We start from the raw sequence: 19,807 nt of genomic DNA, 5'->3' as shown, positions 1-19,807 counted from the left end.
CTCAGCCGGTGACGACGAGCTCCTGGCGCATGCCGTTCGCGTAGTGGTTCTCGAGGTTGCAGACGAGCTCGTAGTGCCCCGGCGCCAGGGTCACGGTCACCCAGCCGACGGCGCCGGAGCCGATGCCGTCCCCCTCGCCGGCGACGCACGAGGCGGAGGCCTCGCCCAGGCTCCCCGACTCGTCGACCGTGCCGTCCTGCCCCGGCACGCGCTGTCCGGCGACGGCGCCGGCGGCGAGAGGGAGCACGACGAGCTCGTGGGTGCGCCACCCGGAGTTCTCCACGACGAAGCTCACCGGTCCGGAGCGCACGGTCCCGGGCCTGGCGACGAGCCGCATCGGGGCCCCCATCGGGGCGATGCCACCCATCATCCGCGACATCCCCATGTCGACCAGGGTGACGGTCACGCGGGACCCGGGAAGGTCCGCCGGGGCCTGGCACGACAACGGCGCCGCCATGCCGACGCCCGTGGTCGACCCGGAGCGCATGCCGCCCATGGCCCCACCCATCGGGGAGGTCGCGACGGGCGCGGACCCGCACCCGGCCAGCACGAGGCCGGCAGCGGCGAGCGCGACCCAGCCACCCGGCGAGCGATGGGTGGGACGACCTCTGGTCACACCTCGAGGCTAACCCCGGGGGGTATGCGTGGACGACGGGTGTGACGCACCAGTCGCCGGGCGGCCGCCGGCGTGCGCGAGAGTGGAGCCATGCCGAACCGCCTCGACCGAGCGACGAGCCCCTACCTGCTCCAGCACCGTGACAACCCCGTGCACTGGCAGGAGTGGGGCGACGCCGCGTTCGCCGAGGCGCGCGAGCGCAACGTCCCCGTGCTCCTGTCGGTCGGCTACGCCGCCTGCCACTGGTGCCACGTCATGGCCCACGAGTCGTTCGAGGACGAGGCCGTCGCCGCCGCGCTCAACGAGCGATTCGTCTCGGTCAAGGTCGACCGCGAGGAGCGCCCCGACATCGACGCCGTCTACATGTCGGCGGTGACCGCGACGACCGGCCACGGCGGCTGGCCGATGACGGTCTTCCTCACCCCCGAGGGTGAGCCGTTCTTCTGCGGCACGTACTTCCCGCGCGACCACTTCCTGCGCGTCCTGGCCGCCCTCGACGAGGCCTGGCGCACCCGCGAGGACGAGGTGCGCGCGTCGGGCACGCACATCGCCACCAGCCTCGCCGAGGCCCTCCAACCACCGACGCCGTATGCCGTCGAGCCGGGGGCGCTGTCGTCCGCGGTCGGGCTGCTGGCCCGTCAGTTCGACCACGTGGCAGGCGGATTCGGCGGCGCGCCGAAGTTCCCGCCGTCGATGGTGCTCGAGTTCCTGTTCCGTCACCACGCTCGGACCGGGGACCCGTCGTCGCTCGACATGGCCTGCCGGACGCTGGAGGCGATGGCTCGCAGCGGCCTCTACGACCAGCTCGCCGGTGGTTTCGCGCGCTACGCCGTCGACGCCGGGTGGGTCGTGCCCCACTTCGAGAAGATGCTCTACGACAACGCCCTGCTGCTCCGGGCCTGCACCACGTGGTGGAAGGTGACCCGCGACCCCCTGGCCGAGCGCGTCGTCCGCGAGACGGCCGACTTCGTCGTGCGCGACCTCGGCACGGAGACCGGGGGGTTCGCGTCGTCGCTCGACGCCGACGCCGACGGTGTCGAGGGTCTGACGTACGCGTGGACACCGGCGCAGCTGCGGGAGGTCCTCGGCGACGACGACGGCCCCGTCGCGGCCGAGCTGCTCGGCGTGACGACGGAGGGCACGTTCGAGCACGGCGCCTCGACGCTGCAGCTGCCGACCGAGCCGGGCGACCGCGCCTGGTTCGACGACGTGCGGGCACGACTGCTGGCGGCCCGCGCCGAGCGACCTCAGCCCGGTCGCGACGACAAGGTCGTGACGTCGTGGAACGGCCTCGCGATCGCCGCGCTCGCCGGCGCCGGCGCCGCCGTCGACCGGCCGGACTGGGTGGAGGCAGCGGCCCGGTGCGCCGCACACGTCCTCGGGGTCCACGTCGTCGACGGCGAGCTGCGACGCGCGTCGCGCGACGGCCGCGTCGGCACCGCCCGGGCTGTCGCCGACGACCACGGCAACCTCGCGGAGGGGCTCCTCGTGCTGCACCAGGTCTCGGGCGACGTGCGTTGGCTGGACGCCGCGCGCCAGGCTCTGGACGCCACGCGCGACTTCGCCGCCGACGACGGTGGGTTCCACGACACCGCCAAGGACGCCGAGCGGCTCTACCTGCGCCCACGGAGCGCCGCCGACAACGCCGAGCCGTCGGGGCAGTCCGCCCTGGCGGGAGCGCTCGTGACGCTCGGGGCGGTCTCCGGTGACACCGCCGCCCTCGAGGCGGGAGCCCGGTCGACCGCCGCAGGGCTCGGGCTCGCCGTCCGCGAGCCGCGCTTCGGCGGGTGGTCGCTCGCGGTCGCCGAGGCTCTCGTCTCCGGTCCGCTGCAGGTCGCCGTCGTCGGGTCCGGTCCCGACGCCGACGCCCTCGAGGCGGTGGCGCGACGGTCACCGAGTCCGGGACTCGTCGTCGTGCGTGGCGAACCGGACGCGCCCGGCCTCCCGCTGCTGGCCGGCCGCACCCTCGTCGCCGGCCGCGCCGCGGCCTACGTGTGCCGTGGGATGGTCTGCGAGCTGCCCACGACCGACCCCGGCGAGCTGGCGGTGCAGCTGGGTGACGGCGTCGCCGACGGGTCAGGCGGAGCCGTCGGCTGAGGCGACGAACCGCCCGACATTCGCATCTGGCGGGCCAAACCCGCTCATTCTGCAAGAATCACCGCATGATGGGCTCAGCACGCACCGCGGTCGTCGTCGAGGACGACGACGACATCCGTGAGCTCATCACTCACAGCCTGACCATGCAGGGCTTCGAGGTCTCGGCGGCGGCGTCGGGACAGGCCGGCCTCGAGCTCGTCGTCGCGACCGACCCGGACCTCGTCACCCTCGACCTCGGCCTGCCCGATCTCGACGGGATCGAGGTCTGCCGTCGGGTGCGCGACGTGAGCCAGGCCTACGTCGTCATGATCAGCGCGCGGACCGACGAGATCGACCGCCTCATGGGCCTCGAGATCGGCGCGGACGACTACCTCACGAAGCCGTTCAGCCCCCGCGAGCTCCAGGCCCGCGTCAACGCGATGTTCCGGCGACCCCGCACGGCCGCGCCCGCTGGCTCCGACGAGACGTCGGGGACCGGTGCCAACGGCTCTGCGCCCTCGACGAGCGGGGTGCCCGCCGACACCGCGACACCTGGCGGGCCAGCACCCGAGCTCGTCCGCCACGGCCGCATCGCCGTCGACCCGGAGGGCCGTGTCGCCACGGTCGACGACCAGGAGGTCGACCTGACGCGCACCGAGTTCGACCTGCTCTCGACCCTCGTCAGCGCACCGCGCCGCGTGTGGTCGCGTGCCGTCCTCCTCGACAGCCTCTGGGGGCCCGGCTGGTCCGAGGAGCACCTCGTCGAGGTGCACGTCGGCAACCTCCGCCGCAAGCTGAGCCGCCTCGGCCCCGACGGCATGCGCGCCCCGATCCGGACCGTGCGGGGCGTGGGCTACCGCATGGAGGAGCCCGACGCGTTCTGACGCCGACGGCACACGCGGCCCGGTCTGCTGCAGTCCTCAACGTGCCTGACGCGTCGGGGGCGTCGAGCGTCAGGCGACGACGGGCGGTGCGGCGCGGTCGAGGTGCGACCGAAGCGCGACGCGCGCAGCGGGCGCGAGACCGAGCATGGACGCCCCGCGTTCGCGGGCCAGGTCGGCCTCACCGCGGCGGACCGCGTCGATGACGCAGAGCACGGCCGACTCCAGCCGGACGAGGCCGACGGTGGCCGAGGAGACGCGCAGGCTCAGCAGCACGTCCATCGCCGCGACCTCGTCGCGGCGATCCAGCGCGGACGCGGCGCGGGTCAGACGGGCATCGAGCATCCGCAGGTAGGTCCGGGCGATCGAGCGGGCGAGGTCGTCGCTCTCGAGCTCCGCCGCGAGCCGGGTCAGGGCCGCCGGGTCGAGCTCGTCGACCGTGAGTCCGGGACAGACCGGGCCCACGACCTGCTCAGCGGCCACGGCCGGCGCCGGAGGCGTCGAACGCCTCGAAGGCACCGGTCACCCAGCGGCTCCGTGGACGTCGGACGACGTGCCGGGTCGGGACGGGCCTGCCTTCCACCAGGTGGCCCGCCCCGCTCCGGTCCCCTCCCCCCACCGAGATCCTCGAGTGGGCCCGCCGACCGGGGAGGGCGCCGCGACCGCGCACCGTCACTGCAGGGTCAGTGCTGGTGCTGGGGGTCATGGCGCTCTCCTCCCCGGATCGGCGGGCACTCGCCCGAAGGTCTCTGAGTCAGCGAGCCGGTCCCCCGACCGTTCCTGCTGATGAGGACGACTCTGCCGCGCCAACTGCAAGGCCCGAACCCCGTGCCACGCATGGTTTCCGCAAGAAAGCCTCAAGGCCCTCCCGGTTCGCGTCCCCCTGCGGCTTTTGTCCTCGCGGGTGCCCGCCGGGGCCCACCGACGGCGGTCGCACCGCACCACGAGGTCGGGTCAGAGCGCTGTCGACAGGTAGTCCGTCGCGCTCGCCGCGAACGCCGCACTCGTGCGCTCCGAGCCGACGAAGAGTGCCGTCGCCCAGATGTCGGCCCACAGCAGGGTCGGGCCGGTCACCGTCACCGACCCCGGACGTCCGACGAGCTCACCCGACTCCGGGTCGTAGAGGTGCGCCCCGCGGGCTGCGGTCCCCGACGTCGCCACGGCACCACGCGTCAGGGTCAGGGTGCTCGCGATCCGCTGCCGGTCGACGGGGTCCTCGACGCCGACGCGCCACGTGATGGCTCCCGGCCCGTCGGTGGGCATGTCGGGGTGGGCTCCGATGAGGATGTCGCCGCCGGCATTGATGCAGAAGGAGATCCGCTCGAGCGCGAGCAGGGGCACGGACGCACGGTCGACGGCCCACCCCTTGACGAGGCCGGTCGGGTCGAACGCGAGGTCGCCGTCACCGGTGGGGAGCAGGGTCGTGAACGCACCCCGGGTCAGGACCTCCGCCTCCTGCCCGATGCGGAGCGCCTCCTCCACGAGGGGACTGCACTGCGAGACCTGGAGCTCCTCGCGGCGCAGCCGCATGAGGTCCGAGTCGTCGCGGTAGGTCGAGAAGATCGAGTCCATCTCGCGCAGGATCCGGAAGGCCGAGGCCACCGCCTCGCTCGCGGCGCTGCCGTCGACGTCGTCGCCGCGCAGGTGGATGGAGATCGGCATGCCCATGATCTGCTCGACCCACGCCCGTCGAGCGGGGGCTGGTGCCGGTGCAGGTGCGGAGTCGGGGACGCCGGTCTGGCTCGGTCGCGTGTCGCGTCGGCTCATGGGTCGCTCCTTGGTCGCGTGTCTCAAGAGTGCCTCAGAGGTTGGCCTGGTCGATGGCGGACTGCAGGGACTGCGTGTAGCCGTCCCACGTGTACGTGGCCCCGGACACGACGTCGATCTGTGCCGACTGCGCGGTGACGGTCTCCTCGTTGTAGACGGGGACGGCGGCCGAGTTGATCATCTGGTCGTGCCGGTCGTTCCACGGCACCTGCAGCACCTCGGCCGCCGTGATCTTGCCGTCCTTGACGGTGATCTGGACCTGGACGTTGCCGTATCGGGTCATGACCGCGTCACCGGCGTACGTCGTGGCCGCCGACGAGGTGCCCGTCGAGCCGGACGCACCCGACGAGCCCGAGGACGAGCTCGAACCGCTCGTCCCGGACGACGAGGTGCCCGAGTCGGCCGTGTCGTCGGCGGGCTCCTGGCCGGACGAGTCGGTCGAGGACGCGGACGACGAGCCGGACGTCGACCCGGTGCTGTCGGACGTCTTGCTGCTCGTCGTCACCTGCCGGGTCTCGGCGGCCACGACGGCGGACGAGCTGCGGGACGTGCTGTAGCTGAAGAGGAGGACGAGCACGGTCAGGGTGCTCATGGCCCAGAGGACGATGCGGCGCATGGGGGCTCGATTCGGGTCGGTCAGGTCGGTGCAGGTCGGTGCGGGTGGGTGCAGGTCGCGGAGCCGGGCGTGCCGGGCCGCGCGTCTCAGTAGGTGAAGCGCTCGTGGTGCACGGCGTCGTGGGGCACGCCGGCCTCGTGGGCGGCGGCGATGACGGTGTCCATCCAGGCGGGGTTGCCGCACACGTAGACGTCGCGCTCGGCGATGTCGGGCACGATCCGGGTCAGGGCCTCGACGTCGGTGAGGTGTCGTGAGTCGACGGGGAGCCAGCTGGCGCGGTCGCGGTTGCGGTGCCCGACGACGGCGACGACGCGGCCGCCCTTGGCGCGAGCGAGGTCGAGCAGCTCGTCGCCGAGGACGATGTCGGACTGGCTGCCGACGCGATAGATCACGACGACGCCGTCGGGCGAGGCGGGCAGCTCCTCGAGGACGGCGCGCAGCGGCGTGATGCCGATGCCGGCGCCGATGAGCACGGCCTTCTCCCTGGTGCGGACACCGGTGTGCAGTCGGCCGTACGGACCCTCGACGACCACCGGTGTGCCGGGGCGGAGTGACGCGAGTCGCGCACTCGATGCACCGACGGCCTCGGCCGTGATCCGGAGCGAGCGGCCGTCGGGCGCGGCGGAGAGGGAGTACGGGTTGCCGCGGGTCCACCCCGGGCCGTCGAGGAAGCGCCACTGGAAGAACTGGCCGGCCCGGACGGGCAGGCGGTCGAGGCGGCGCCCCGTCATGACGACGGAGGTCACGGTCGGCGACTCCGTGACGACCTCGGAGACGACGAGGCGGTGGCGGCGGGAGCGGAGCACCGGCAGCCCGACCCGGTAGACGAGGACGGCGACGAGCGCGAAGGCGTACAGACCCCACCAGAACACCGTCGCGACGACGTTCGCGGTGAAGTCCGCCCCGGTCCAGAGCTGGTGCGGCAGCGCGAGGCCGGCCCCCAGGTAGGCGTAGAGGTGCAGCAGGTGCCACGACTCGTAGCGCAGCCTGGCCCGGGCCTTCTTCACCGAGGTGACGACGACCATGACGAGCGCGATCGTGCCGGCGAGGGCGAGCAGCATGCCCGGGGAGTGCAGGACCTGGTCGACGAAGGTGGCGATGACGCCGAGGTCGGTGCCGGCGCTGTAGCCGACGGTGACGAGGACGATGTGGGCGAGCATGAGGGTGAACGACGTGAAGCCGACGAGCCGGTGCACGCGGGCGAGCTCGTCCTGCCCCCAGGCCTGCTCGACGAGCGGGATGCGCGCCATGAGCAGGACCTGCAGGAGCAGGAGCACCGAGGCCACGAGGCCGCTGAGGCGCCCGACGTTGGTGACACTCTCGCCGAGCGAGCCGAAGGCAGTCAGTCCGCCACCGGCGACCCAGAGCGCCACGACGAAGAGCGTGACCCCCCAGGCGAACACGGCGGACGCGTCGCGCCACCACCGGGGCGTCGGGGCGAGAGCCTGGGGCCGTGACGCGGCCGGCACCGAGAGGTCGCGGCTCTCGGGGAGGGCGAGTGAGGTCATGTCACCCACACTTGTGACGGACCCTGTGGGTGCGCTGTGTCGACGGGGTGTCAGTCGTATGAGTCGCCGGACGCCGGTCTCCGGGGCTCGTGACGCCACCGCGACAGGTCCGTGAGGCCGGGCTCGACCCCGAGCCGCTGCCGTAGCCGCGTGGTGTCGAAGACCCGGGTCACCGCGAGGTGCGAGACGGCGTATGCCGTGAGCAGCGGGGGCGTCGACGCCCGGGTCAGCCGGGCGGTCGCCTCCAGGGCGAGTGCCGTGGTCCACGCGAGACCCGCTCCGATGAGGAGGGGGCGCTCGGGCCAGCAGTTGGCCGCCGCGACACCCGCCGCGACCTCGGACAGCGGCAGGGCGCGAGCGTCGGCGACGTTGAGGACCGTTGTGCCGCATACGGATTCGCTGGCAGCAACGGCGGCCTCGGCGAGAAGGCGGACATCGGTGAGGTGGACGAGCGTGTCGGCGCTCCCGGGGCAGAGCAGCCGCCCGCGGCGACGGGCACGTTCGAGGCGCGGGAGCAGCGTCGGGTCGCCGGGACCGTGGACGGCGTGCGGCCGGAGCACGATGCTGCCCTGACGCCCGAGGACGAGCCGCTCCTGCTCCGCCTTGGCGCGCGAGTAGGCCGACAGGTGACGGGTCGTCACCGGGACGTCCTCGGTGAAGACGTGTCGGGGCCGGACCGGGGCCCGGAGGGGGTAGACGCTGCACGACGAGACGAGCACGACCCTGGCCCCACGCCAGGTCTCGAGGACGGCACGCGTCCCGCCCAGGGTGACGGCCTCGTGGACGGCCCACGGGTCCCACTCGTCGACGTGCGCGGCCGCGTGGACGACGACGTCGACCGGCGGCGGGTCGGGCAGCACGCCGCCGGTGAGGTCCCACCGGCGGTGCTCGAGCCCCGGGCGCGCCGGCACCGGCCGTCGGCTCAGCGCGAGCACCTCGTGGCCGCGGTCCAGCAGCCGGCTGACGACGGCTCCGCCGACGAAGCCGCTGGCCCCGGTCACCGCGACCCTCATCGGGCCGCTCGCACCCGGTCGTGGGAGACGAGGGCTCGCAGCCCGTCGAGGTCGACCGCCGCGGATCGACCTCGGCGTGGCACCGTCTCGACGAGGACGACGTCGTCGGGTCGCCAGGCCTCGTCGGCGAGGGCCGCCCACGTGGTGTGGACGAGACGGCTCACCCGGGCCGCCTCCGCCGGCCCGACCCGGCCGGCCGCGGCGGCGGGGACCACGGCGAGCACCACCCGCTCGTCGCCCGTGACCGGGTCGGGGAGCCCGACGAGCGCGCAGTCCCGGATGGTCGTCGAGAGCTGCTCGAGCAGGAGCGGCTCGACGAGCTCCGGGTAGATGTTGGCTTGGCCGCGGATGATCATGTTCTTGGCCCGGCCGGCGAGCAGGAGGGTGCCGTCGGCCGCCAGCTCACCGAGGTCACCCGTGCGGACCTCCTCGGTCGGGGCCTCGCCCGCCAGGCGGTCCCGTGCCTGCGCCGCCCGGACGACGATCTCGCCGACCCGGCCCGACCCCGACGCGTCGATGCGCACGCAGACGCCGCGCAGCGGCCGGCCGAGGCTCGTGCGTCCGGCGGGTGACCCCAGCACCTCGTCCCCCGTGGCGACGGCGACGGGCAGCGCCTCGGTCAGCCCGTAGACGGCGCGCACGTCCACGCCGGGCGCCAGGGCCTCGAGCCGTCGCACCGTGGCCGGCAGCACGGGCGCTCCACCCATGGCGAGGTGCCTCACCGTCGGTGGCAGTCCCCCGGTGGCTGCTGCGAGCACCTTGGCCGGGACGGCGTACGCGTGGGTCGCCGACTCGCGCTCCGCCTGCCGCAGCCACGCGTCGGGCGAGGCGGTCACCGGCGGGAGCGACCAGACGGCCCCGGCCATGAGCGTCGGCAGCCCGATCATCAGCTGGTCCGTGTGCATGACGTCCCCGGCGTCGAGCCCGAGGGCCGACACGGCGGCGCGGACCCCGGCCGAGAGCGATGCCAGAGTGTGGACGACGGCGCGGGGCGCGGCCGTCGAGCCCGACGTGAAGACGACGAGCGCGTCGCGCGCCGGGTCGCCCACGAAGGGCGCGTCCGTGGCGGCGGGCGGCAGGTGCTCCCAGCGGGTCGCCGAGCGCGGCACACCGGGAAGGCGCGGTCCGGTGACGACGTGGACGAGGCCCGGCGTCGACAGGTCGGGGAGCCGGAGTCCCTTCGTGGCCGGCAGCCGCGCGAGCAGGGACGAGAGGGGCGGGCGGCCGGCCGCGTGCACGAGGGTGTCCGCGACCGCCGCGCGCACGGGCACGATGCGACGGCGGACGTCGAGCAGCGCCTCTCCTGCTCCGGGGTCGGCGACGACGACGACACCGCCTGCGAGGACGACGCCGAGGGCGGCGGCCACGGCCCGCGGGGAGGGGCGGACAGCGAGCAGGACCCCGTCTCCCGCGCCGACGCCGTGCTCGGTGAGGTGCGCGGCCACGGCGCAGACGCCGCTGCCGAGCTCGCCGTAGGTCACCGAACGGGCACGGTGGTCCCGGATGGCCACGCGATGCGGTTCGGCGGATGCCCGGGCGAGGACCTCCGTGACGAGGTCGAGCTCCCCGGTCATGCCGCTCGGCCCTCGCGCCGGACGTGGGGCACGCCCGCGCCGCTCACGGTGAGCTCGGCGTACCTCGGCACGAGGACGCGACGGGCGGCCCGGCGCGACGTGACGACGAGCCCCTGCTCCCCCGCGACGTCGAGCAGCATGCCCGTCATGGCCCGCAGCTCCGCGAGCGCGAGCGGCGCACCGAGGCAGAAGTGCGACCCGGCTCCGAACCACAGGTGGCGCAGGTCGCCCGTCGCGGGTCGCCCCGGCTCGAAGCCCCCGTCGCGTCGCGTCGCCCACCACAGCAGCACGACGACGCGCTCGTCGCTGCGCAGACGGACCCCGCCCACGTCGGTCGGACGGACGCAGCGGCGCAGGGTCGCGAGGCTCGGCGTCGTCATGCGCAGGCCCTCGGCGACCACGTCGTCGACGTCGCACCCCGTCGCCGCGGGTGCCTCGAGCAGTCCGGCGTCGGCCAGCTGCCCGGCGATCCGCGGCAGCGCGCTGCTGACGGTGCCCGTGCCCGTGAGGAAGAGGGCGGCGGCCAGGGAGCGCGCGTCGTCGAGCGAGGCGCCCTGTCGGGCCAGCCGGCCCATGACGGTGTCGGACGACGCTGCGGCGTGGGCGGACCCGGCGGCGTCCTGCACCACGGCCAGGGCCGCGCGCGCCCGGTGCGCGGCTGCGTCGTCGAAGGTGCGGGTGCGCCACGTCACCATCGACTCGATGGCGTCGCTCGCCTCGAGGAGCGCCGCGGGCGGCGTCGCGGGGTCGAGCCCGACGACCACGCCGATCGCGGCGGCGGACACCTCACGGGCGAGCCGGACGACGTCTACCTCCTCCCCTCGCCGTAGCCGCGCCGCGGCGTCCGACACGACCGGACCGGCGGCCGCGTCGCAGACCTCGCGCACGACGCGGGGCGAGAAGAGGTCGGCGAGCGAGCGTCGCAGGCTGCGGTGGTCCTCGCCCTCCATGTTGAGCAGCACGCGATCGCCGAGCACGGGCGTCCACAGCGCTCCCGACGAGCCGGGGCCGTTCTTGGCGAAGGCGTCCGTGTCGGTGAGCACCTGCCGCGCCGACCGCGGGTCGGCCACGAGCACGCCGACGCCGGGGACGCGTACGACCCCGCGCCGCGCCACGGCCGCGTCGACGACGCGGGCGACGACGGGATGTGCCGAGCGGACCAGCCGGGCCTCCCAGCGGCTCCCGGGGTCGGTGCCGGCGAGCGCCCTCACGCGATGCCCCGGACGTCGACGACGTCGGGGCGGTGGCCGTGGTCGAGATACCACCGCAGGGTGTTGCGCAGGCCGTAGGCCCGCAGTCGACGCACCGACGCGTGCACGACGAGGTCACGGTGGTACTCGACGCGGGAGCTGACGCGACGCACCCGGTTGACGAGCTCGCGGTCCTCGTGGACCTCCTCGATGGCGGTGCGCGGGAAGCCACCGCTGGCCTCGTAGGCCGTGGCGCTGACGCCGATGTTGCAGCCGGGACTCATCCGGTACGGCCCGTGCAGCTCGGGAGACCGGTTGCTCGGACGGAAGCGGCCGAACGTCTGGCAGAGCCCGATGACCCCGGGCAGCACGACCCGCTCCCACGGCTGGAGGCGCACCTCGTCGGTGCGCGCGCGCATCGGTCCCGTCACGAGATCGGCCCCGGCTGCGAAGGCGCGCCGACCCACGGCGGTCCACTCGCGGACCGGCAGCGTGTCGGCGTCGGTGCGCAGCACGTGCGTCGCGCCGTGCGCGATCGCGTGACGCACGCCGGTGTCGGAGGCCGCGCCGGTGCCCTTGCGCGTCTCGGTGACGATCGTGACGCCGAGATCGTATGCCGCACAGGCCCTTTCGACCTCAGCCGCAGTCTCGTCGGTGCTGGAGTTGTCGACGACGACGAGGCGGAAGTCGCGGTCGCGCTGCGCCGCGATGGCAGCGATGGTGCGCCCGATGCCGGCCTGCTCGTTGAAGGCCGGGACGACGACCCAGAGGCGGACGCCTCCGGCGCCGAGCGGTGCGGGACGGGTCACCAGCGCACCGCCATCGTGCCCACGCTGATGCCTCCGGCGAGCCCCACGAGGAGCACCGGCTCGCCCGGCCGGGCGAGACCGAGCCGCTCGATCTGCTGCCACTGGAGCGGCAGGGTGGCCGAGGCGCAGTTTCCGTGGTCGGGCAGGGTCTCGACGACGAGGCCGCGGCGCAGCCCGAGGCGTGCGGCGAAGACGTCGAGGTAGGGCATCGCGACCTGGTGGACGGCGACGGCGGCGAAGTCCTCGACCCCGAGACCGTCGGACTTGAGGGCTCGGTGGATCTCCTCGACGTCGACGCTGTCGAAGGCCTGGCGCAGGCGCGCGCCGTCCATGACGAAGTAGCCCTTGTCGACGTCGCGGGGGTGGCGGGTGCCGCCGGCGGGGAGCTGGCCGACGGACCAGTGCCGTGACTCCGCCGTGAACCAGCGGTGCAGGATCTCTCCGCGCGCACCGGGGGCGGCTCGCTCGACGAGCGCCGCGGCCCCGGCGTCGCTCATCGTGTAGCCGGGCACCGACTCGACGAACTGCCGAGCGTCGCGCACCGCCCACCGCGCGGCGCGCGACGGCATCTCCCCGGTGACGACGAGCACCCGCTCGTACTGCCCCATGGCGATGAGGGCCTCGGCCACCTGGACACCGTTGAGCCAGGAGTTGCACGCGTTCTTGACGTCCATGACGGGGCAGCGGGCGTCGAGCAGGTCGGCCACGATGTGCGAGGTGGCGGGCTCGACGAGGTCCTGTGACGCGGACGCGAAGACGAGCAGGTCGACGTCGGCGACGTCGAGGCCGAGCGAGGCGAGCGACGTGCGGGCCGCGTGCGCCGCCAGGTCGGACGCCTGCGTGTCGGCTCCGGCGTGGTGGATGCGCCGCACCCCGGTGAGGCGTCCGAGCACCCCGGTCGGAGGCACGAAGCCGTCGCTCGACCCCACGACGCGGGCCTCGACCTCCTCGACGGTGAGGACGTGCTCGGCGACGTGCGCGCTGACGCCGGAGATCCGGCTGGACAGGCGACTGGACATGCGAACGCGGCACTCCCTGGCTCGGCGACGTGGCCCCTCCGGAGCCGTGCGGGCAGTTTACGGTGAGCCCATGGCACCCGCGCTGAGCCGACGTACTCAGGCCCGTGACGTCGGCACCGACCACGCGGCCCACCGGACGGCGGCAGGCCACGAGCGGCGCGTCGTGTGGTCGGCCGACCCACGGCTGGGGCTGCTCGTCACCGCAGCGCGCCTGGGACCGCGGGTCGTCCGGCTGCCGCACCTCGGCTGGCTCGTGCGTGACCCCGTCCTCATCCGGGAGCTGCTCGTCGACCACCGCTCGACGTCGCTGCTCGGGGAGGGCGGTGTCGGCCACCTCTGGTCTCAGGTGCTGGGCGACTGGGTCGAGGACCTCTTCGACGGCCGCGGGCACCACTCCCTGCGGACGCGCGCGCGTGACCTCTTCACCGACGCCGCGGCCCACGACCTCGTCGCGGACGCCGCCGGCCCCGTGACGGAGCTGATCGGGCGACGCCTGCGCGAGGCAGGAGCCGTCGACGTCGCCGACCTGGCCCGGGTCCTCGTCGGTCGGCTCGTCGTCGCGATGCTCGGCATCGACGCGGCGACGTTCGCCGACGAGGCCACAGCGGCGGGGCTCGACGACGACGGCTGGGGCGTCTACCGCCTCGTCTTCGCCCGCGGCGAGGAGCTCGCTGCCCTGGCGCTCGGCACGCAGTCCGACACGACGCTGTCCGCCGACACGGTGCTCCGCGCCCAGGACATCCTCGGCGATCTGACCGGTGGGGTCCCGGCGGCCTACCGCTCCTCCCCCGGCACGACGGTGCTCGGACGCTGCCGCGAGCTCGGCGTCACCGAGCAGGAGGCGACGGGACTGGCCTCGCTGCTGCTCGTCGCGGGCACGGAGACGGCGGCGAGCGCGATCGCCCGGACCACAGCCCTGCTCGCGGACACCGGGCAGGCGGCACGGGTCAGTGCAGCCACCGGTGCCGAGCGGGACGAGCTGCTCGACGTCGCCGTCCGGGAGGGCCTGCGCGTGACGACACCGGCCCCGGTCATCGGGCGACACGTCACGAAGGACGTCACCCTGGGCGGTCGCCGGCTCCGGGCGGGCGACCGGGTGCTGGCCCTGACCTACGTGGCCAACACCGCGCCGGGGGCGTTCGACCTCGACCGGCCCTACCTGCCGGACAACCGGCACCTGTGGTTCGGGGCGGGGCGCCACCTCTGCCTCGGCGCGCCGGTCGCGCGGGCCGAGCTGCGGGCCGTGCTGACAGCCCTCGCCGACGCCGGGCCCTGGACCGTGGTCGACCGCGAGCCGGCCCGCGGCGTCCTCATCCCCACCTACCGCCGCCTCGTCGTCGCCCGAGCCTGAGACCGGCCCGAGACTTGACGCCCCCGGACGTGACCGGGGCGACCCGTCAGGGCCACCAGCCGAGCAGGCTGCCGCCGATCTTGACGATGAAGGAGGTGACGACGACGACGAAGATGGCGCGGACGAAGCCACTCCCCTTCGCCACGGCCGTGCGCGCCCCGACGTAGCCGCCGAGCAGGTTGGCCCCCGCGATGACGACGCCGACCTTGAAGAGCACGAGGCCCATCGGCAGGAAGACCGTCAAGGCCCCGAGGTTCGTCGCGAAGTTCGCGATCTTGGCCTTGGCGCTCGCCTCGAGGAAGTTGTAGCCGAGCAGGCCCACGAGCGCGAAGACGAGGAAGCTGCCCGTGCCCGGCCCGAGCGCGCCGTCGTAGACCCCGATGGTGAAGCCCGTCAGCATCGCGAGCACGGTGTGCCTGGCGCCGTGGAAGCGCCGGATCGACTCCTTGCCGAGGTCCGGCTTGAAGAGGGTGTACGCGCCGACGAGGACGAGCAGCACGAGGATGATCGGGTTGAAGGCCGACTTGGGGATGTGCAGCCCGATGAGCGCCCCGCCGATCGACCCGACGTAGGCGACGGCCGCCATCGGCAGCGCCGTGCGCAGGTCGGGGCGCACGCGCTTGTAGAAGGTGACCGAGCTCGTCGCCGTGCCGAAGATCGAGCCGAACTTGTTCGTCGCGAGCAGCTGGGCCGGCGACGCACCGGGGAGGCCGATGAGCAGCGCCGGCAGCTGCACGAGGCCGCCGCCACCGACGACGGCGTCGATCCAGCCCGCGACGAACGCCGCGGCCCCGAGGAACGCGAGGGTCGTGACGGTCGGGTCGCTCACGCGTCCGCACCGTCGGCGCGGGCGTTCCAGGACTCGACGATCGTCAGCACGTCGGTGATCTCGTGCGCCACGGCGTCGGGGGTCGCGTCGTGCGAGACCTGCTGGTCGACCGGGATGCTCGAGTGCGGCACCCAGATGGCGCGCATGCCGACCCGCTGCGGACCGTGCACGTCCTCGTAGGACCGGTCCCCGACGTAGGCGCACTCGGCAGGCTCGACGCCGGCCTCACGGGCTGCGTGGGCGAAGATCTCGGGCTGCGGCTTCACCCACGGGGTCTCGCTGGAGTAGACGTCGACGTCGACGAGGTCGAGCACGCCGTCCCGCTCGAGGATCGAGCGGTGGTAGTCGCGGTCCCAGAGGGTGTTGGACAGCACGCCGACGCGGATCCCCCTCTCGCGCAAGCCTTCCCACAGGGGGCGGATGCCCGGTGCCGTGATCGTGTGGGGCTCCCACATCGTGCGGTATGCCGTGAGCGCCTCCTCGACGCCCGGGTGGCCGTCCGTGACGCCCACCGACTCGAGCAGCTCGTGCAGGCGCGCGCTGCCGCCGCCGGTCCGGCCTCGCTTCCACGCCGCGTCCTCGGCGGCGCAGATGGCCGCGACGAACGCGGCGTGCGCGTCGCCCGTGTGACCGAGCCCGGCGGCATACGCCCCCCACGTGGCGTGGAAGTCCACCTCGTGCCACGGCGTGATGGTGCCGCCCCAGTCGAAGAGGACGGCCCGCACGGGCGGGACGGCCGGCGTCACGAGCGCTCGACCTCCGCGGTGACCTCGGCGGTGAGGGCCGCGACGGCGTCGTCGACGGCGACCTCACGGCGCTCGCCGGTGCGACGGTCCTTGATCTCGACCGTGCCGTCGGCGAGGCCCCGGCCGATGACGAGGATGGTCGGGACGCCGATGAGCTCGGAGTCCTTGAACTTCACGCCGGGGCTGACGCCCTTGCGGTCGTCCACGAGGACGGTCAGGCCCTGGACCTCGAGCTCGCGGGCGATCTCCTCCGCCTTGACGAAGAGAGCCTCGTCCTTGCCGGCCGCGACGATGTGGACGTCGGCCGGAGCGAGCTCGCGCGGCCAGATGATGCCCGACTCGTCGTGGTTGCCCTCGACGACGCAGGCCACGGCCCGCGAGACGCCGACGCCGTAGGAGCCCATGACGACGGTGACGAGCTTGCCGTTCTGGTCGAGCACCTTGAGGTCGAGCGCCTCGGCGTACTTCGTGCCGAGCTGGAAGACGTGACCCATCTCGATGCCGCGGGCCGTCGACAGCGTGTGGTCGCAGTTCGGGCAGGCGTCACCGGCGCGCACCTCGGCGGCCTCGATGATGCCGTCGGCGGTGAAGTCGCGGCCGGCGACGAGGTCGATGACGTGCTGGCCCGCGACGTTGGCACCGGTGACCCAGCGGGTGCCCTCGGCGATCCGGGGGTCGAGGAGGTAGCGGATGCCGGTCGTTCCCTCGAGCCCGAGCGCGCCCGGGCCGATGTAGCCCTTGACGAGCGCCGGGTTGGCCGCGAAGTCGGCCTCGGTGAAGGCCTCCACCTCCGCCGGCTCGACCTGCGCGCCGAGGCGCTTCTCGTCGACCTCCCGGTCACCGGGCACGCCGACGGCGAGCGGCTCGCGGGTGCCGTCGGGCTGGACGAGCGTCACGACGACGTTCTTGAGGGTGTCCCCCGCCGACCACGGACGGTCCTCGCGCGGGTAGCGCTCGTTGAGGTGGGCGACGAGCGTGTCGATGGTCGGGGTGTCGGGGGTGTCCTCGGCGTGCGCGGCCGGCACGCCGTCCCAGCCGACGGGGTCGGGAGTGGGCACGCGCACGGCCTCGACGTTGGCGGCGTAGCCGCAGCTCGTGCACCGCACGTAGGTGTCCTCGCCGACCTCGGCCGTCGCGAGGAACTCCTCGCTCTTGCTCCCACCCATGGCGCCCGCCATCGCCTCGACGATGACGTAGTGGAAGCCGAGGCGGTCGAAGATGCGGACGTAGGCCTCGCGGTGCAGCTGGTAGCTCTTGTCGAGCCCCGCGGCGTCGACGTCGAAGGAGTAGCTGTCCTTCATGACGAACTCGCGGCCGCGCAGCACCCCGGCGCGCGGACGTGCCTCGTCGCGGTACTTCGTCTGGATCTGGTAGATCGAGAGCGGCAGGTCCTTGTAGGAGCTGTAGAGGTCCTTGACCGTGAGGGTGAACATCTCCTCGTGGGTCGGGCCGAGGAGGTGGTCGGCGCCCTTGCGGTCCTGGAGGCGGAAGATGTTGTCGCCGTACTCGGTCCAGCGGCCCGTGGCCTCGAAGGGCTCCTTGGGCAGCAGCGCCGGGAAGAGCAGCTCCTGGGCGCCGATGGCGTCCATCTCCTCGCGGACGATCTTCTCGACGTTGCGCAGCACCCGCAGGCCGAGCGGCAGCCACGTGTAGACACCGGGGCTGACCCGGCGGACGTAGCCGGCGCGGACGAGCAGGCGGTGGCTCGGGACCTCTGCGTCCGCCGGGTCCTCACGAAGGGTTCGCAGGAACAGGGACGACATGTGCAGGGCCACCGGGACTCCTCGAGTGGAACAGGGTGCACCCCGCGCCACGAGGGGCGCGCGCGGGTGCGGAACCCCGGCAGGATATCGGCCGCCCGTGATGTCCCGTTGGCCCGTGTCCTGTCCACTTCCCGTCCTGACCGGACAGGAACCGGTCACGGGCTTGACCGACGAGTAGCCCCGCGTGTTCAGTGAGCCTGCCGGCTCGGCGCCGTGCTCGAACTCGTCCAGACATCGTGACGTCCTTGTGACAACACGACGGGGTGTTCGGCCACGCGCACCTGAACGGTGAGGAAGAATCGGGGAGGGCGTCCGCGCCTCACGAAACACCACAAAGGAGTGTTGACGACCAGATGAGCGACCCCTCCATCCCGGCTCCTGGATCCTCGGGTGCGGACAGCACCGGAGCCGCGGCCGCCCCCGCGAACCCGGCCGGCAGCGTCATCCTCGAGATGCGGGACATCACCAAGGAGTTCCCCGGCGTCAAGGCGCTCTCGAACGTCTCCATGGCCGTCCGCCGCGGAGAGGTCCACGCGATCTGCGGAGAGAACGGCGCCGGCAAGTCGACCCTCATGAAGGTGCTCTCCGGCGTCCACCCCGCGGGCACCTACGACGGTGAGATCCACTTCGAGGGCCAGCTGTGCGAGTTCAACAACATCCGCGACAGCGAGCACGCCGGCATCGTCATCATCCACCAGGAGCTCGCGCTCATCCCGGAGATGTCGATCGCCGAGAACATCTTCCTCGGCAACGAGACGGCCAAGAGCGGCGTCATCAACTGGCTCTCCACCCGCGTCAAGGCGCGCGAGCTGCTGGCCCGCGTCGGCCTCGAGGAGGAGCCGGACACGAAGATCCGCGACATCGGCGTCGGCAAGCAGCAGCTCGTCGAGATCGCCAAGGCGCTGTCCAAGGACGTCAAGCTGCTCATCCTCGACGAGCCGACCGCCGCGCTCAACGAGGGCGACTCCCAGCACCTGCTCGACCTCATCGCGGGCCTGCGCTCCAAGGGCGTCACCTGCATCATGATCAGCCACAAGCTCAACGAGATCGAGCAGATCGCCGACTCCATCACCATCATCCGCGACGGCAAGTCGATCGAGACCCTCCGCGTCAAGGAGGACGGCGTCGACGAGAACCGCATCATCCGCGGCATGGTCGGACGCGATCTCGAGTCCCGTTTCCCGGACCACACCCCCGAGATCGGCGAGGTCTTCTTCGAGGTGCGCAACTGGACGGTGCGCCACCCGAGCGTCCCCGACCGGCTCGTGGCCAAGCACAGCGACTTCTTCGTCCGCCGCGGCGAGATCGTCGGCTTCGCCGGCCTCATGGGTGCCGGCCGCACCGAGCTCATGCGCAGCCTCTTCGGTCGCTCCTACGGCACCTACGTCGAGGGCACGATCGTCAAGGACGGCAAGGAGCTGCGGCTGCGGACCGTCTCGGACGCCATCGACGCCGGCCTCGCCTACGTCACCGAGGACCGCAAGACGCTCGGCCTCAACCTCCTCGACGACATCAAGCGCACGACCGTCTCGGCACGGCTCTCGCGGATCACGCGCGGCTTCGTCGTCGACGAGCGTGAGGAGTACAACTTCGCCGAGTCCTACCGGAAGTCCTTGCGCACCAAGGCCCCCAACGTGGACGAGGGGGTCTCGAAGCTCTCCGGAGGCAACCAGCAGAAGGTCGTGCTGGCCAAGTGGCTCTTCACCGAGCCCGACCTGCTCATCCTCGACGAGCCGACGCGCGGCATCGACGTCGGCGCCAAGTTCGAGATCTACGGGATCATCCAGAAGATGGCCTCCGAGGGCAAGGGCGTCATCCTCGTCTCGTCGGAGCTCCCCGAGCTGATCGGCCTGTCCGACCGCATCTACACGATCGCCGAGGGCGCGGTCACCGGCGTGCTGTCCCGTGAGGAGGCCGACCAGGAGTCGCTGATGCGACTCATGACCCGGCGCACCCACGGCGGCTCCCAGGCGACCACGCGCGAGAGCGCGTGACCGGCGCCGCGACGCCGGACCCGACACCTCCCCCATCCACACCCGACACAGCCAG

At 73.2% G+C, this 19,807-nt stretch carries 17 protein-coding genes; 4 read left to right on the top strand and 13 right to left on the bottom strand.

The features are described from left to right. Nucleotide 1: 1 nt before the first annotated feature. Nucleotides 2-616 carry a sulfocyanin-like copper-binding protein gene (locus ACSQ2D_RS07995; RefSeq protein WP_435985428.1) on the bottom strand — a complete coding sequence of 205 codons (615 nt, stop codon included), beginning with the start codon at nt 614-616 and terminating at the stop codon, nt 2-4. Nucleotides 617-706: 90 nt separating this feature from the next. Here ACSQ2D_RS07995 and ACSQ2D_RS07990 point away from each other — a divergent pair, with 90 nt between their 5' ends. Together ACSQ2D_RS07990 and ACSQ2D_RS07985 are read left to right on the top strand one after the other, a co-directional pair. Then, nucleotides 707-2,713 carry a thioredoxin domain-containing protein gene (locus ACSQ2D_RS07990; RefSeq protein WP_435985427.1) on the top strand — a complete coding sequence of 669 codons (2,007 nt, stop codon included), beginning with the start codon at nt 707-709 and terminating at the stop codon, nt 2,711-2,713. Nucleotides 2,714-2,778: 65 nt separating this feature from the next. Continuing rightward, complete coding sequence (locus ACSQ2D_RS07985) at nt 2,779-3,576, top strand: response regulator transcription factor (RefSeq protein WP_435985426.1); 798 nt, start codon at nt 2,779-2,781, stop codon at nt 3,574-3,576. Between the two features lie 69 nt (nt 3,577-3,645). On the opposite strand, the gene ACSQ2D_RS07980 is transcribed toward ACSQ2D_RS07985, so the two are convergent. From ACSQ2D_RS07980 to ACSQ2D_RS07940, 9 genes are all read right to left on the bottom strand, one after another. Continuing rightward, nucleotides 3,646-4,056 carry a hypothetical protein gene (locus ACSQ2D_RS07980; RefSeq protein WP_435985425.1) on the bottom strand — a complete coding sequence of 137 codons (411 nt, stop codon included), beginning with the start codon at nt 4,054-4,056 and terminating at the stop codon, nt 3,646-3,648. Between the two features lie 471 nt (nt 4,057-4,527). After that, the gene (locus ACSQ2D_RS07975) at nt 4,528-5,340 is read right to left on the bottom strand and encodes an FAD:protein FMN transferase (protein ID WP_435985424.1); all 813 of its coding nucleotides are present in this window, start codon (nt 5,338-5,340) and stop codon (nt 4,528-4,530) included. 34 nt (nt 5,341-5,374) lie between these two features. After that, on the bottom strand, nt 5,375-5,956 hold the full coding sequence (locus ACSQ2D_RS07970) for an FMN-binding protein (RefSeq protein WP_435985423.1): 582 nt from the start codon (nt 5,954-5,956) through the stop codon (nt 5,375-5,377). Between the two features lie 86 nt (nt 5,957-6,042). After that, nucleotides 6,043-7,464, bottom strand: a complete 1,422-nt coding sequence (locus ACSQ2D_RS07965) for a ferredoxin reductase family protein (RefSeq protein ID WP_435985422.1) — start codon at nt 7,462-7,464, stop codon at nt 6,043-6,045. A gap of 50 nt (nt 7,465-7,514) precedes the next feature. Further along, nucleotides 7,515-8,465: an NAD-dependent epimerase/dehydratase family protein gene (locus ACSQ2D_RS07960; protein ID WP_435985421.1), complete on the bottom strand. Its 951-nt coding sequence runs from the start codon at nt 8,463-8,465 to the stop codon at nt 7,515-7,517. A gap of 8 nt (nt 8,466-8,473) precedes the next feature. Next, nucleotides 8,474-10,051, bottom strand: a complete 1,578-nt coding sequence (locus ACSQ2D_RS07955; RefSeq protein ID WP_435985420.1) for a class I adenylate-forming enzyme family protein — start codon at nt 10,049-10,051, stop codon at nt 8,474-8,476. Then, nucleotides 10,048-11,262, bottom strand: a complete 1,215-nt coding sequence (locus ACSQ2D_RS07950; protein ID WP_435985419.1) for a cytochrome P450 — start codon at nt 11,260-11,262, stop codon at nt 10,048-10,050. Before ACSQ2D_RS07950 ends, ACSQ2D_RS07955 begins: the two co-directional genes overlap by 4 nt. Beyond that, nucleotides 11,259-12,050 (bottom strand): glycosyltransferase family 2 protein, encoded by a 792-nt coding sequence (locus ACSQ2D_RS07945; RefSeq protein WP_435985418.1) that lies wholly within the window; start codon nt 12,048-12,050, stop codon nt 11,259-11,261. The genes ACSQ2D_RS07950 and ACSQ2D_RS07945 overlap by 4 nt, the downstream gene beginning before the upstream one ends. Continuing rightward, nucleotides 12,047-13,069 carry a 3-oxoacyl-ACP synthase III family protein gene (locus ACSQ2D_RS07940; protein WP_435985417.1) on the bottom strand — a complete coding sequence of 341 codons (1,023 nt, stop codon included), beginning with the start codon at nt 13,067-13,069 and terminating at the stop codon, nt 12,047-12,049. Before ACSQ2D_RS07940 ends, ACSQ2D_RS07945 begins: the two co-directional genes overlap by 4 nt. Nucleotides 13,070-13,139: 70 nt before the next feature. Here ACSQ2D_RS07940 and ACSQ2D_RS07935 point away from each other — a divergent pair, with 70 nt between their 5' ends. Next, nucleotides 13,140-14,420, top strand: a complete 1,281-nt coding sequence (locus tag ACSQ2D_RS07935; protein ID WP_435985416.1) for a cytochrome P450 — start codon at nt 13,140-13,142, stop codon at nt 14,418-14,420. A 46-nt stretch (nt 14,421-14,466) separates the two neighbouring features. Here ACSQ2D_RS07935 and ACSQ2D_RS07930 read toward each other — a convergent pair whose 3' ends face one another. The 3 genes from ACSQ2D_RS07930 to ACSQ2D_RS07920 are packed head-to-tail and all read right to left on the bottom strand — an operon-like array spanning nt 14,467 to nt 17,770. Further along, nucleotides 14,467-15,249 carry a TSUP family transporter gene (locus tag ACSQ2D_RS07930; RefSeq protein ID WP_435985415.1) on the bottom strand — a complete coding sequence of 261 codons (783 nt, stop codon included), beginning with the start codon at nt 15,247-15,249 and terminating at the stop codon, nt 14,467-14,469. Continuing rightward, on the bottom strand, nt 15,246-15,995 hold the full coding sequence (locus tag ACSQ2D_RS07925; RefSeq protein ID WP_435985414.1) for an HAD family hydrolase: 750 nt from the start codon (nt 15,993-15,995) through the stop codon (nt 15,246-15,248). Before ACSQ2D_RS07925 ends, ACSQ2D_RS07930 begins: the two co-directional genes overlap by 4 nt. Further along, nucleotides 15,992-17,770 (bottom strand): proline--tRNA ligase, encoded by a 1,779-nt coding sequence (locus ACSQ2D_RS07920; RefSeq protein WP_435985413.1) that lies wholly within the window; start codon nt 17,768-17,770, stop codon nt 15,992-15,994. The genes ACSQ2D_RS07925 and ACSQ2D_RS07920 overlap by 4 nt, the downstream gene beginning before the upstream one ends. A 440-nt stretch (nt 17,771-18,210) precedes the next feature. Between ACSQ2D_RS07920 and mmsA the strand changes: the two genes are divergently transcribed. After that, a complete protein-coding gene (mmsA, locus tag ACSQ2D_RS07915; RefSeq protein ID WP_435987830.1) occupies nt 18,211-19,752 on the top strand; it encodes a multiple monosaccharide ABC transporter ATP-binding protein in 1,542 nt (513 codons plus the stop codon). Nucleotides 19,753-19,807: the final 55 nt, after the last annotated feature.

Source organism: Terrabacter sp. LjRoot27, from assembly GCF_964254175.1.
In the GTDB taxonomy this organism is placed as follows: Bacteria; Actinomycetota; Actinomycetes; order Actinomycetales; family Dermatophilaceae; genus Terrabacter.
This window is presented reverse-complemented; position numbering and strand designations above follow the sequence as displayed.

Bases quoted from the DNA above. Each gene is read 5' to 3' on its own strand.
- ACSQ2D_RS07990 (WP_435985427.1), top strand. From the start codon at position 707: ATGCCGAACCGCCTCGACCGAGCGACGAGCCCCTACCTGCTCCAGCAC.
- ACSQ2D_RS07985 (WP_435985426.1), top strand. From the start codon at position 2,779: ATGATGGGCTCAGCACGCACCGCGGTCGTCGTCGAGGACGACGACGAC.
- ACSQ2D_RS07975 (WP_435985424.1), bottom strand. From the start codon at position 5,340: ATGAGCCGACGCGACACGCGACCGAGCCAGACCGGCGTCCCCGACTCC.
- ACSQ2D_RS07970 (WP_435985423.1), bottom strand. From the start codon at position 5,956: ATGCGCCGCATCGTCCTCTGGGCCATGAGCACCCTGACCGTGCTCGTC.
- ACSQ2D_RS07965 (WP_435985422.1), bottom strand. From the start codon at position 7,464: ATGACCTCACTCGCCCTCCCCGAGAGCCGCGACCTCTCGGTGCCGGCC.
- ACSQ2D_RS07955 (WP_435985420.1), bottom strand. From the start codon at position 10,051: ATGACCGGGGAGCTCGACCTCGTCACGGAGGTCCTCGCCCGGGCATCC.
- ACSQ2D_RS07940 (WP_435985417.1), bottom strand. From the start codon at position 13,069: ATGTCCAGTCGCCTGTCCAGCCGGATCTCCGGCGTCAGCGCGCACGTC.
- ACSQ2D_RS07935 (WP_435985416.1), top strand. From the start codon at position 13,140: ATGGCACCCGCGCTGAGCCGACGTACTCAGGCCCGTGACGTCGGCACC.
- mmsA (WP_435987830.1), top strand. From the start codon at position 18,211: ATGCGGGACATCACCAAGGAGTTCCCCGGCGTCAAGGCGCTCTCGAAC.